The organism is Bradyrhizobium sp. PSBB068, from assembly GCA_016839165.1.
Lineage (GTDB): Bacteria > Pseudomonadota > Alphaproteobacteria > Rhizobiales > Xanthobacteraceae > Bradyrhizobium.
On sequence record CP069300.1, the window covers coordinates 1,697,823 to 1,711,378 of the forward strand.

Consider the following 13,556-nt stretch of genomic DNA (forward strand, 5'->3'; position numbering starts at 1 on the left):
GCTGCGCGCGTCACGGCTGCGGCCACACAAGATCGTTCGCAAGCGTCGAGCACGAAGCGAACACCGGTGAGGAAACGCATGTCACGATATTCCGCTGACGATTGTGTTCCGCTGCACCGCCCGCTCAATTCCGAGCAAGGCCGCAGCACTTCCGGCATCGATTGCCAGCGCCTCACGGAAACTTGTCGATGCTTCATCTGGGCGTTCGAGCGTGAGATAGAGATCGGCAAGCGCACAATGGGCGGTCACCCGGCGCGGATCGAGCGCAACCGCGTGTTTCAGGCTGATTTCCGCGCCCTGCGAATTGCCGCGCGCGGCACATGCGCGACCAAGCGCTTCGTAGAATTCCGAAGACTGTTGCTGATTGATCTTCGTTGCCGCCAAAAAGTGCAGCATGGCGTTATCGATATCGCCGAGTTCGCAGAGGGCCAGTGCATATTGCGCATGCAATGCGTCGCTGGTGGGCGCGAGTTCCAGCGCCTTGCGGTAATGCTGATGTAGCTGTCGCTTCAACATATCGGCATGCATGCCGCTTGCCTGCTCGTCACCGCGGAGCTTTCGCAGCGCATTTGCGTAGGCCGCGTGCGCATCGACGCTCGTCGGCGCAAGCTCGATCGCCTTGCGGTATTGCGCAACCGCTTGCTCGCTCCTGTGGGTAGCGATCAGCACGTCGGCGAGCGCAATACGTGCCGGCGCCAGGTCGGGCGCCGTCGTGACTGCGGTCTGCAGCAACGTGTGGGCGCGCTCATGGTGGCCGCGGCCGAGCTCGATCGCGCCGAGATTGCACAATGTGTTGATGTGTCCGTGATCGAGGCAAAGAACGTGCTCGAAGAGTCTGGTGGCGCGATCCAGCTTGCCTGCGCGATGCTGGCGGCAGGCCTCGACGAACAGGGCGTCGCACATCAGCGCGTTATTCTCCTGGTGCGGGACCGTCATCTTGAGCGCGGAGGCCATGATCTGGTCGGTGATCGATTCGGTCGTCTGCTCGGAGCCGGCCCCGGCGAGCGACCTCAGCGCGGAGTTCAGCCGTCCAATCACCTCCGCCCAATCGCCCGGTCTTGTCTGCCTGAACAGCCGGGCTTGCGGATACCAGGGCGTATCGCTGCGATCCCGGAGCCAACGCCAATCGCTGCCGTTGGCGAGCAGAATCCAGACCGGCTTTCCCATCGCCCCGGCAAGATGCGCGATCGCGCTGTCGATCGAGATGACGAGGTCGAGATTGCCGATGATCGCCGCCGCATCGGCGAAGGATGCCACATCGATCTGTGCGGCGGTATCGAGGATACGCTCGTCGAAATCGGCGAGCTGCTCGCGTCCGCGGCCGATCTGCAGGCTCACAAACCGTGTGCCCGGACAGTCGAGCAGGGGACGTAGCAGATCGAGCCGGATCGAGCGGCGCTGATCATTGAGATGGCCGGGATTGCCTTGCCAAACCAGGCCGACGGAGATGCGGTGGCCGGGATTGCCGCCGAGGCGCTCGCGCCATCGCGCGACCAGATCCTGATCGGGAGCGACGTAGGGAATTGTCGCCGGAACGGCGTCGACCTGCGTATCGAAGATCAGCGGCAAAGACAGCAGCGGCAGCTGGACGTCGAATGCCGGCGCCATGGTCGTATCACTGATCACTTCATCGACGCCGGCGACGGTTTGCATCAGGGACAGCAAGACTTGCGGCGTTCGCAGGATTACGCGGCCACCCCGCGCTTTCACCATCGGCGCATAGCGCACGAATTGAATGGTGTCGCCAAAGCCTTGCTCGGATTGCAGCAGGATGGTCCTGCCGGCAAGGTCCTCACCCTGCCAACGGGGCCGGTCGGTCGAGATCAAATGCCTGCTGACACGCGGATCCGACAGCCGCCCTTCATACTCCGCCCAGGCCGCCGACCAGCTGCCGACGCCGAACAGGCAGACGGCAAGCACGGCGCGCAGTTCTGCGCGCTCCGGGTATCGTTCCAGCGCGCTACGTAGCAACGTGATGCCTGCGTCGTGCCGGTTGGTGTCGCTGAGCAACCATCCGAAATCGACGATCGCATCGATGTAATCGGGAGCGCCAGCGATCAGGTCGCTGAATACCTCGTCGGCGAAATCGCTCAGTTCGAGCATCGCCAGCGCGCGGGCAAGGCCGAGCTGCGCCGCTAGATTGTCCGGCCGCAGCGTCAGCGCGGCAGTGTAGGCGGCCAGCGCCTGCGGATACTGGCGGCCCTTCAGCAGCAGGACGCCGAGATTGCCATGCGCTTCTCCGTCGGCTGGATTGAGCCTGACTGCTTCCTCGATCAGCTCCAGTGCCCGCTCGTCATCGTCACGCTGCAGCGCGATCACGCCGCGAATGTGCAGGACGTGTGGCCGCACTGCGGGTTCCTGCTCCATGGTTTCGAGCAGCAGATCAGCGCTGTCCAGCTGGCCGTCGCGAAACAGCGCGATGGCGCGGTTCATGACAGTCTGGATGAATTCCGCGCGCCGCCCGGACGAAGCTTGATTCAGCATCGCCAGCCCTGCACGCATCGTCTGCGCCTCGCTGATCCCTGCCTTCGACATCAACGCACCCCTTACTCTCGACCTGCGTGTCGTTCGGCCAAGCGACGGCCCGTTATTTTGTCCGCTTCGCCCGCGATTGCGGCTGACGCGCGATGAGATCAGGTCGGATCGTCATCGCGCTCTAGCTCGTTGTTCGAGCATGGTCATTTCGGAAACCCGCGTCGTACTGTTCCGGATCATGCTCTAGGCCGCCGCGTTGGTGCGGGCCTCGCACCACTCCGCCCAGAGCTTCATCAATTCGCGCGAGAGATTGTCGGCGAAGCGCGGCGCGTCACAAAGCGGCGAGGCGGCGACGCGGTCGCGCAGCGTACGGCGCAACTCGGCGAGTTCATCGCGCCGGCGCGTCCATCCGACTGCCATGGCGACGTAGTCGTCGATGCTGTGCGCGCAAAAGCTGCCCAGTCCCGCCGCGGTGAGATGGGCCGCCGAGTGACGGCCGGCGAACGTATCGCCGACGAAGGTCACGGTCGGAACGCCCATCCACATCGCCTCGAGCGTCGTGACGCCGGCAGAATAGGGAAACGGATCGAGCGCGACATCGACCTCACCGTAGGCCACAAGCAGCTTGTCCTGCTCGGTTTCGCCGACCAGCTCGACCCGCTCGCGTGGCATGCCGCCCTGGCCGAGCACGTTGTAGACCGCATCGCGCGTGCTGGTCTCGCCGAGGCCGCCATAAACCATCAGGATGCGGGAATCCGGCACCTGCTCGAGTATCCGCGCCCAGGCCTTGCCGAGCTCGCTGTTGAGCTTCGCCGGACGGTTGAAGCAGCCGAAGGTGAAGCGGCCGCCGCTCAAGCTCGGCAGCGGCGGCACCTCGGGCGCCTTGGCCGGCGGGTGATAGCAGACATAGCAGTCGGGCAGGCGGATCGGGCGCTCGATATAGCTCGCGTCGTGCTCCGGCGGAATCTCCACCGGATCGGCGATCAGACCGTCATAGGTGTCGAGCCCGACCGTGCCGACATAGCCGGCCCAGCTGAGCTGGATCGGCGCCGCGCGCATCGCGAACAGCGAGAGTCGGTTACCGGCGGTGTGGCCGGCGAGATCGAACAGGACATCGATACGGTCCTCGGCAATCTGTTGCCCGAGGGCCTGATCGTCCATCCCCGAGACGTCGCGCCAGGACAGCGAGATTTCCTTGTAGCGTTCGCTGAAATCGTCGTCCTGCCGCTTGCTGTCGGTCTTGTAGCAACAGATCTCGTAGCCGAGCGCGGCGAGCGCCTCGAAGGCGCGCAGCACCAGGAACGACACGGCATGCCGGTGCAGGTCCGCCGACACCAGGCCGAGCCGCGGCTTGCGCGCCGGATCCGGCACGTTGGCGAATGCAAGACGATTGAGCGGCGCGCTCGGCCGGTACAGCATCGCCCATCGCTGGTGCTCGCGCAGCAGCTCGCCGCGCGTCACGCCCGGCTTGTGCTGAAGTGCGAACAGCAGGGTTCCGGCGATGCCGGCGCTTCCGGGATCGAGCTCGCCGGCGCGCCGGTAGGCCGCGACGGCCTCCTCGATGCGACCTTGTCCAAGCAATCCGAAGCCGCGGCCGACATGATGCTCCGCCTGCAGCGGATCAATCGCCAGCGCGCGGTCGACATAGCTGAGCCCGCGCTCGAACGCGCGGTGATTGATCAGAAAGTGGCCGTAGAGATATTGCGGCAGCGCGACGGTCGGCGCGCTTTCGGCGGCGATCTCGAACAGCCGCGCCGCCTGCTGGTCGCGCGCGGCGATGCCGAAATTCATGCCGAGCTCGATGATCGCCTTGTAATTGTCGCTGTCGATCGTCGAGGCGGCCCGGAGATCGTCGACCGCCTTGTCGAACTGTCCGTCCATCACATAGGCGAGGCCGCGGGTGCGATAGGCTTCCCCGTTTCCGGCATCGAGCTCGATCGCCTTGTCCAGCGCCGCGAGGGCCTCGCTGCGCCGGTTCTCGGTCAGGAGCGCAAGGCCGAGGCTGTACTGTGCGAGCGGCATCTTCGGCAGCAGGCGCAATCCATCCTGGAGATAGGGAATGCCGTCGCGGGTGCGTCCGGTGCGTGCGAGGCAGGTGCCGATCTCGGCAAGCGCCGGCGCATGCGTCGGTGTCACCCTGAGTTCCGCGGCGAATGCCTCGCGCGCGTCGTCGAAGCGATCGAACCGGCACAGTGCGACGCCCTTGCAATAATTGAAGCCGGACTGATCGGGCGCGAGCCGCACCGCTTCGTTGAATGCGCGCAGCGCCGGGCGCCAGCGATCCTGGCGTGCGTGTGCCACGCCCTCCTGATGCAGCGCTTGCGCCCGCTTCAGGTCAGTCGATGGATAGCCGCCGTTCAGCGGGCGCGCCAAAATTGCATGGCCGCCATGCCCCACACGAATCGCAAGACGCCCGCTCGAGTTGTCTTCCATGTGGGAGGCCTCGCTTGAATGAAAGCCCGCGGAGATTGCTCTGTCTATCACTTGCGATCAGACAGCGAGCTGTCGGACGCAGAGTCCATAGAGCATCTGACGAGGTATTGCCAAGATGTTTTTCGGGAGCTGATCGAAAATAATCCCTGCGCGATCCCAATCGTCGAATTGTCTATCAGACGTGAAGTCAATCATCGGCGACGGAGACATGACGTCGACGGCAGAGGTGCTTGCCTAATCATAGATTTATTCCAATAAATCTTGGTTAGGTAGAAAGTAAACTTCTTCTTGCTTGAAGATTACTTTGCACTCTCGTGACGACGCGATGACGATGTGTGCCGGTGGTGATCAACCCCACAGGAACAGCGCAATGAAAATGCAATCGTCCAAATACATGCTCGGCACCGCTTCGGTGCTCGCCCTGCTCGCGTCCTCGAGCATCACGCCCGCGAACGCGCAGGCCTCCACCGCCACTGCCGGCATCTACACGGGCGGCAGCACGCTCGCCTCGGAAGCCTTCCGCCAGATCTTCGACTGCTACATGGGCGCCAACGTCGGCTTCGGCACCGCCTATCCCGACGGCTTCGCGTTCGACCCGAGCTTCCCGGCGCCGGGCAAGCTGCCGACCACCTGCACGCTGACGAGCCTGCCGATACAAGGCATGTATGCCGGCGTCGGCAGCGGCAACGGCGTGCGCGGCTTCATCACCAACGATCCGCAGCAGTGGTACAACGGCACGGTCACGCCGAACCCGTCGGCCAACATCTCGATCAACACGCCGCTGCCCGCGAACCAGCCCGCGACGATCGACCTCGCCAATCCGGGAAGCCCGGCGACCCAGTTCGGCAGCTATCCCTATCCGCGCGTCGACATCGGCCTGTCGGATTCGCCGCTGGCCTTCGTTGGTACGTCCACGACGCTGACCACGTCGTCGGTCAGCTTCAACCCGACGCAGAGCTGGACCACCACCGGCGGCGCGCTGACCCAGATCACGCTGAACAGCACCTCGACGGCTTCGGTCGCCTACAACGCCACGGTGTTCGGCAATCCGATCCAGATCCCGGCTTTCGAAGTCAACGTCGCGATCGGCGTCAACACCAGCTCGATGACCGTCTACTCGGCGGTCGCCGGCACCGGCGCCACGCCGGGCACCCAGGCCAACCAGGGCGCGGCCATCCAGCTCTCGACCGCGCAGCTGTGCGCGATCTTTACCGGCCTCGTGACCGACTGGAACGACATCACCGTCGGCAAGATCCCGTACCTCAACAACGCCGGCGGCCAAGTGCTCGCGGCCTTCGACTACACCAACATCGACAACACAGGCGCGGCACAACGCTACACGAGCTCGTCCTTGCCGATCAAGATCGTGTACCGCGGCGATGGCAGCGGCACGAGCTTCATCCTGACCAACTATCTCAAGGCCGTCTGCCCGCTGCTCGATTCCACCGGTGCGTACGGTTACCAGTCGATCTTCAACACCACAACCCTGCCGAGCACCAGTTTCTCGAACCTGATCACCCGCATCGCTGCGGTCCGTGGCGCGGGAGGCTGGAACAACACGACGGCGACGAACGCCTGGATCAGCGCGCAAGGCAGCGGAGGCGTGGCATCTGCGATCAGCACCGACAGCAGCAAGGCCGGCCGTATCGGATACATCAGCGCCGACTTCACCCAGCCCTACACCACACAGGTTGGGACCATCGCTGCGCCGCGCTCGGCGGCTCTGTCGAACGAGCAGCTGCGCAGTGCCGGCACCTATGTTCCGAGCCACGGAGTGTCGCCAGCGACTCAGCCGGCGAGCTTGACATTTATCGCACCGACACCGGATGGCGCCGCTGCCGCGTGGGCTGACACGAGGCTCAAGACGCCCTCCACGACCTGGACCTGGAACGACTACAACATCTACGCCAACGTGTTCGGCGCTGTCACCCAGTCGGGCGTGACCGTCACCGGCCTGCCGGTGTTGCCGCTCACCAACAAGCTGAACGCCTATCCGCTCAGCGGCACGACGTTCCTCGACCTGTACAGCTGCTACAACGTCCAGGCCGACGCCAACCGCCAAACCAACCTGGTCAACTTCCTGACCACCTACGTTGCCGGTGCCGACTCGACCGATCCGAACTTCGATCCGGACGTCTCGGCGGTGATCGAGAATGCCGGCTTCCACGCGGTGCCGGTCAGCTATGCGCAGAACATCAAGAAGCAGTACTGGGGCACGCTGCCGACCGCCATCAGCGCGGCTGCCGCTACCCAGACGAACGGCTGCTTGAACGTGGCCAACGGCGCCAGCGGCGGCGCCAAGTAAATCGGCGCATTGTGGACGGCGCAATCGCGATTGCGCTGTACCGAGATGGTGTCGAGCACATGACAAGGCCGGGCGCCTCAATCGAGGCGCCCGGAACTACCCCAGAGCGTCGAAAGTCTGGTGACGATCCTTGCCTTGCCGCTCATGGGACGAACAGTATTGGACGAACAGTGATGTCGAAGCAAAATTCCATCCTTGTTTCCGGGCGTCTCGAGCGACACAAGACGCGGCAGGGCGAGCGGGGATTCACGCTTGTCGAGATGCTGGTCGTCATCGCCATCATCGGCCTGATCATGGGATTGGTCGGCCCGCGCGTGCTGAGCTACCTGAGTGAATCGAAGGTCAAGGCCGCCAAGATCCAGATGCGGAGCTTTGCGAGCGCGCTCGACCTGTTCCAGCTCGATACCGGTCGTTACCCGACGACTGCAGAGGGGCTCACGGCGCTGGTGCAGCGAACGTCTGGCGCGCCCAACTGGAACGGTCCTTATCTCAAGGGCGGCGTGGTTCCAAATGATCCGTGGAGTCATCCCTATATCTATCGGGCGCCCGGCGAACGCGATGCCTACGATATTCTCTCCTATGGCTCCGATGGTCAGGAGGGTGGCAGCGGGACCGCCGGCGACATCTCGTTGGACAAGCTGACGAGCGCCGCCAGCAACGAGTGAATGTTGCTGCGATCAGCGGCATATCGAGTTGTTGGGCGAGCCTTTCCGAGCAGGTCGCCTCTGCCTTACCTTCCTTGTCGAGGCAGGACATGCTGCCCGGATCTTCCGGCGGCCTCGTGCGCGGGCTGATCGGCCGCTTGCGACCTCGTCGCTGCGTCCTCCGGCTGATTCCCAAGCCCAGCAAGCCATCGATCGTCCGGCGACGTCGGCGGCGGCGCGTGGCGTCGCGGCCGATCGGTCATGATCGCGCCCATGGCGCGCAGATCGTCGGGCGTCAGCCACGCGATCTCGTGGGCGTGCGTTGCCACCATCTGTCCGATGATGCGGGGCGGCACGCCGAACCCGCTGGCGACACGGGCCATGGCAATCGTCGCCTCTTCGGTTTGCGCCGTCTCATGGCCGAATTTGTCGGACACGCCGTGGACGCCGATCGCGGCCTCATAGCTCGCGAACTTCTCGTTTCCCGCCGCGAACACGATGAAGCAGGCCGACGCACAACGCGACCCGGCCGCAACGATCGTCGGCAGCTTGGCCCGGCGGATCAGCCCGGCGAGCTTGATCGCCTCGGCGAGGCTGCCGCCTGGCGAGTCGAGCCTCACCGCGGAGATCAGGCGGTTGCCGTCGTTGGCGGCCTTGATCAGGGCTTCCGCAGCCTCGGTGTCGCCTTGGGCGACGTCGCCGCTGAGTGCGACAATCGTGATGTCGCCCTTCAAGCTCACGCTGCTCAGCTCGGCCGCGATTGCGGCGGTGCTGAAGATGGCTGCACCCAGCACCTGGAGAATGGATAAGACCATCGCCATCGGCGGCCGCAGCGTCATTTGCGCGCGACGGCCGGCCGTGCCGCGCCCGGCACATCGAAGGTCGACGGTGCGCGCCGCATGCTGTCGAGGCGCTCGCGGAATTCCTCGGCGACCACCTGGGCATCGTGGCCGTTGCGCACGAGCTTCGTCGTGACGAACACGATGATCTCCGAGCGGAGCTTGGTGTCGCTCTTCTGGCTCAGCAGGTCGCCGAGATATTTGATCTGGTTGAGGCCGGGCAGTCCGGCCACCGAGCGCTCGTCGTCCTCCTTGATGAGGCCGCCAAGCAGCACGGTCTGGCCGCTGCTGGTGCCGACCGTCGAGTGGATCCGCCGCTGCGAGATGGTCGGCGTCAGGTTCTGGGCGCTCGCGCCGGCCGGATTGACGACATTGGAGACCTCCTGCTCGATTTCGAGCTCGATCGATCCATTCGGATGCACGTGCGGCAGCACCTTCAAGATGATGCCGGTGTTCTGGCGGCTGATGCTGCTGACCACATTGAGGCCGGTGACGGTGCTGCCAGTCGAGATCGGCACCTGGTCACCGACCTCGAGGATCGCCGGCTCGTTGTCGGCGACCACGAGCGACGGAGCCGACAACACCTTGACGGTGGTGAGATTGGACAGCGCGCTGAGGACCAGCTTCGGATTGGCCTCGGCACCGAGCAACAGGTTGAAGCCGGGCAGCACGCGCGCGAGCAGGGCGGTCTGCGCGGCGGATTGCGCGGCGCTGAACAGGCCGACCGATCCCTTGTCAGGGCCGGCGCCGGCGTTGGCGCTGGTCAGATAGGCCTGCACGCCATATTGCAGCTGGTCCGTGAGCGTGACCTCGGCGACCATCGCATCGACGGCGACCTGCAGCCGCGGGCGATCGAGCGACTCGATCGCCCGCTCGATCACCTGATAATCTTCCTGGTTCGAATAGACCATGATGGCGTTGGTCGATTTGTCGGCAGTGACGCGAACGTTCTGAAACACGCCGCGCGGCAGCGAACCCAGCCCCGTTCCGCCGCCGCCCGCCCCCGGCATATCCTGGTCGTCGTCCTTGCGATCGGAGAATCCGACCTGGGCCGCGTTGCCGTTGGTGCCGCCCGAGTTCTGGGTGCCGCCCTGCGGCGACGTCGTCGGATTGTTGCTGCTGCTGAGGGTGCCGGCACCGAGCGAGTCGATGCGCGACGTCGTTCCGCTCTGACCGGGCGCGGTCGCACTGGTCTGGCTGTCACTGGCCGATTGCGAATTGCGGCCGACGAACATCTCGTTGAGGATGCGGGCAATGCTGCGCGCGTTGCCGAAGCGCAGGCTGTAGACCCGCACCGTCGTGCCGGTGGGGTCGGAACGATCCAGCCGCCGCACCCATTGGGTGGCGCGCTCCAGCACCTTGCTGTTCTTGCTCACCGCCAGCACGGCGTTCATGCGCGACACCGGCTGAAACTTGATCACGCCCTGTCCCTGTCCGCCGTCGGCGGTGTCGAAGACCTTCTCGAGCTCGCGGATCATGGTCTCGGGCGCGGTCGACTTCAGCGGATAGAGCCCGACCGACTGATTGCGCAGCCACTCCACATCAAGCGTGCCGATGACGCCAAGCGCCGCCTGTCGCTCGGAGGCGGTACCCTGGATCAACAACACGTTGCGGGCTTGATCGACGCGAACGGCGCCGGGCCGCGACAGGAAGCTCTCCGCCGTCTTGCCGATGGCCGCGGCAGAGACGAAACGCAGTGGTACGATCGAGACGCCATAGCCGGGCTGTCCCGCACCGACGACAGAGACGCCGGCGCCCGCGGCCTCCGGCAGCGGCACGATGCGGATCAGATTGTCTTCGCGCAGCAGCGCCGCATTCGACATTCGCAGCACGCTCTCGAAGATCGGCAGCACGTCTTTGCGCGGAATCCGTTGCGCGGAGGCCAGCGTGATCGTGCCCTGCACGCGCGGGTCGACGATATAGTTCATTCCGAGGCTGTCGCCGATGACGGATTTCGCCACGGTCGGAATATCGGCGTTGTCGAAGTTCAGCTCGATGCCGCCGCTCTCGGTAGCGACGTCGCCGTCAACGGCGCTCGCGAAGCGCGTCGTCGTCGCCGTGACGGCGTCGCGCTGCGTCGGCGGTGCAGCGAGATCCTGATCGGCGCCGGGAAACACCATGGGTTGCGTGCGCGCGGAGGCCGCTGCGCCGGACGTTCCGCCGACCGGGCCGTTCCAGCGCGCCCGCAGGTCGGCATCGCGGATCGGATCGGTAACCTGGTCGCGTCCGGGCAAGTCGATGCTCTTGTCCATCATGCAGCCGCCGAGCAGGCCGGCGAGCGCAAGACATGTGGCGATCAACGCCTTGCGAGGGTGCCGCACGCCGAGTCTCTGTTGCCCGCTCTGCGCCGATGGTTCGGTGTCGCCGGCAGTTCGGTTGTCAATGCGCATCGCTTGCTGCCTTCCAGGGACGATCGGCGGGGGCCAGGCTGCTGCCGGCGAGGTCCTCGACCTCGTTGACCAATGCCCCGGCGCGACCGATCAGTACGCGGGCGTAGGACGGATTGATTGGCCGATGCCCGAAAGCAGCGCCATCGAGTTGCGTGTTGATCTCGCGTGTCAGGGCATCGCGTCTGGTCGTGATCGCGGCCATCATGTCGAGATAACGTTGATAACCGACATCGCCGCCCGTGATGGCCTGGGTCGCAAGGGCAAGGCTGTTGCGTCCGAGCTGGCCAAGCGGATCGTTGATCGTCTTGGCGGCACGCGCCAGATACACATAGGTCTCGCGATCGTCTGCGAGCTCAGCCGGCAGCGCGCTCGGCTCAAGCGCATCTCCAAGCACGACGCCGTCGTGGGTGTAGCGGTCGGTCAGACCCAGCACCGCCAGCAGGGTGGGCCGCAGGTCCGCGTGGTGCGAGAGGATGTCGGGTGTCTCGCCGCGGTGCGCGATCCCCGGCCCAGCCATGCCGAACCAGCTGCCGCCGAGAATCTGCGCGATGTCGCCGCGTACCCACGCCGTGTCGGGATTGACCGCAACGCAGGCCGGCGGTTGCGTACAGTCGGCGCGGCTGCCGGCCGTCCTGACGATGTAATCGGGGTCTGCGAACATGATGACATGCGGCGTGCGCGCCGGGCTTGCGGTCACCATGTGCATGAGCTGCATCTGCGCGCGGTCCGCGACCATCGACGTCAGGCGATCGGTGTTGCCGGTGACCGGGTTGACGACGGCAAGCCTGCCGACATCCTGCGCGAGCGTGCGTGTCAGCGGATCGGCGGGGAGCGGATTGCCGCGGATGTAGAACGGCGGCGCGTTGCCGACCTGAACATCGAACGTGGTCACGTTGTGGCGCTCGGTCGCGAGCAGCCGATCGATGGCGATGCCGATCGCGCCGATCGGCCGGTAGCTGCAAGGCACCGCAAGGCCGTCGCACCCTGGCGGGCTGGGCGGCCCGCCGACAAAACGGTCATTACCCGTGGGCACGACGACGAACAGCGTATTGCGCGTGGTGATCCCGCTTGCGCCCAGCCGGTCGATAAAGCTCCTGAAGGCGGCATCGTCGGCGGCGAGCCTAGCGACATGGTCGTGCTCTCCGGGGCCGAGGGCGCGCCGGCGCGTGGTGGGCGGCCGATGCCCATCGCCGATTCCGACATAGACCACCGGCACGCCGGCCTCCAGCATCGCCGCGGCATAGCCGAGCGATTGTGCGGCCGTTGTCGCTGACGCACCGGGAAAGCCCGGGTGACCTGCGTCGTCGTCGATGATATCGCCGTCAAGATCCCTGACCGGGCCGTCCGGCGAGATTACCGGCTGCACATTGCGGTTGCCGAACAACGCGCTGAAGCCGGCGTAGCCGCCCGGCTCATCGGGCAGCAGATCCGAACGTGCGTTGGCGTTGCTGCATAATGCGCTGCCGCGAGCGCAATGGATCGCAATGCCAAGGAAATCGGCCCGCCCCTTGAGCGGATCGCCGGCAGCGGCGCGGGCTTCGGAGGGGCCGAGCGTTGCCGCGATCTCGGGGCCGATCTCCTGCAGTGTCAGGCCGGTCGTTGCGAACGCGCCGACGTCGCAGCCGGCGGCCGTGAACGGCACCCACGGTGCGGGCACGGTCTTGCCGGTGTCGGCCAACATCAGCGGCTTGCCATCGCTGCTGGTCGCGGTCCAGTAGGCGAAGGCGCTGGCGAAGCCTATGCTGCCGTCGCTGCGGAACGCAGCATTGCTGTTGCCGGTTGCAACGCCCATCCGGTCGCCATGCAGACCGGTCAGGATCGTGAGCGCGTCAGTCGCGGTCTCGGCAAGCGGCGAGGTCTGATGATTGCTTCCGATGATTCCGTCGCGCGTGATGAAGTCGCGCAAATGCGGCATCTGCTCGAGATCCGACGGCACGTTGGGGTCGTCGCGGCGCAGGTGAACATTGTCGAGCTCGATCTGCACGACGTGCTTGATCACGCCGCCGCGCGAGCGCAACTCGCATGCCGCGAGCGCCTGCGCGGATCCGGTGCTGCACGTCACGACACAATCCAGCGCCAGGAACAGCGCGCCGAGCAGCAGCGGCATGAGGCCGGCACGGATGCGACTCGAACGCATGACGCCACGTCTTTGATACCGGTGTTTCGTCTCGACGGCTTTTAGGCGTCGATGCAAAGCGGCAGCGCCGGCAAGTTGCCGCCTGCTACACGCCTGGAGTGTGTGGGGCTTGGATGACGCCGTCGTAACAACAGCTCGCGCATGACGCGCATGGCGACAATGTCCGGCTGTGATTCACTTTCACAGATTTGACGCATACACGCTGCGATGCGCGACACAACGCGTTGCCTAGTAACGAGAAGCCTTGCAACGCAGGCGCTCCTGGCGCAGGTTGATTGTTGCACGCGGTGATGACGATCCGGTGCACGCGGACAGGTGCGAGCAGAAAACAAC

General features: G+C 65.2%; 7 protein-coding genes. 2 read left to right on the forward strand and 5 right to left on the reverse strand.

Translation table 11 applies throughout. From position 1 onward, the window contains the following. Positions 1 to 81: 81 nt before the first annotated feature. Both JQ507_08105 and JQ507_08110 read right to left on the reverse strand, forming a co-directional pair. Positions 82 to 2,535, reverse strand: coding sequence for a tetratricopeptide repeat protein (locus JQ507_08105; GenBank protein QRI71426.1), 2,454 nt, complete (start codon positions 2,533 to 2,535; stop codon positions 82 to 84). A 183-nt stretch (positions 2,536 to 2,718) separates the two neighbouring features. Continuing rightward, a complete protein-coding gene (locus JQ507_08110) occupies positions 2,719 to 4,908 on the reverse strand; it encodes a tetratricopeptide repeat protein (GenBank protein ID QRI71427.1) in 2,190 nt (729 codons plus the stop codon). Positions 4,909 to 5,278: 370 nt separating this feature from the next. Here JQ507_08110 and JQ507_08115 point away from each other — a divergent pair, with 370 nt between their 5' ends. Both JQ507_08115 and gspG read left to right on the forward strand, forming a co-directional pair. Next, on the forward strand, positions 5,279 to 7,213 hold the full coding sequence (locus JQ507_08115) for a substrate-binding domain-containing protein (protein QRI71428.1): 1,935 nt from the start codon (positions 5,279 to 5,281) through the stop codon (positions 7,211 to 7,213). A gap of 173 nt (positions 7,214 to 7,386) precedes the next feature. Next, complete coding sequence (gene gspG, locus JQ507_08120) at positions 7,387 to 7,878, forward strand: type II secretion system major pseudopilin GspG (GenBank protein ID QRI73251.1); 492 nt, start codon at positions 7,387 to 7,389, stop codon at positions 7,876 to 7,878. 65 nt (positions 7,879 to 7,943) lie between these two features. Here the strand turns inward: gspG and JQ507_08125 are convergent, their stop codons facing one another. From JQ507_08125 to JQ507_08135, 3 genes are read right to left on the reverse strand one after another with little or no spacing between them, the layout of a single operon-like run. Beyond that, entirely contained in the window at positions 7,944 to 8,672 is a 729-nt protein-coding gene (locus JQ507_08125) for a hypothetical protein (GenBank protein QRI71429.1), read from the reverse strand. Between the two features lie 20 nt (positions 8,673 to 8,692). Further along, positions 8,693 to 11,086: a type II secretion system secretin GspD gene (gene gspD, locus JQ507_08130; protein QRI71430.1), complete on the reverse strand. Its 2,394-nt coding sequence runs from the start codon at positions 11,084 to 11,086 to the stop codon at positions 8,693 to 8,695. Continuing rightward, the gene (locus JQ507_08135) at positions 11,076 to 13,223 is read right to left on the reverse strand and encodes a hypothetical protein (GenBank protein ID QRI71431.1); all 2,148 of its coding nucleotides are present in this window, start codon (positions 13,221 to 13,223) and stop codon (positions 11,076 to 11,078) included. Before JQ507_08135 ends, gspD begins: the two co-directional genes overlap by 11 nt. Between the last annotated feature and the right edge of the window lie 333 nt (positions 13,224 to 13,556).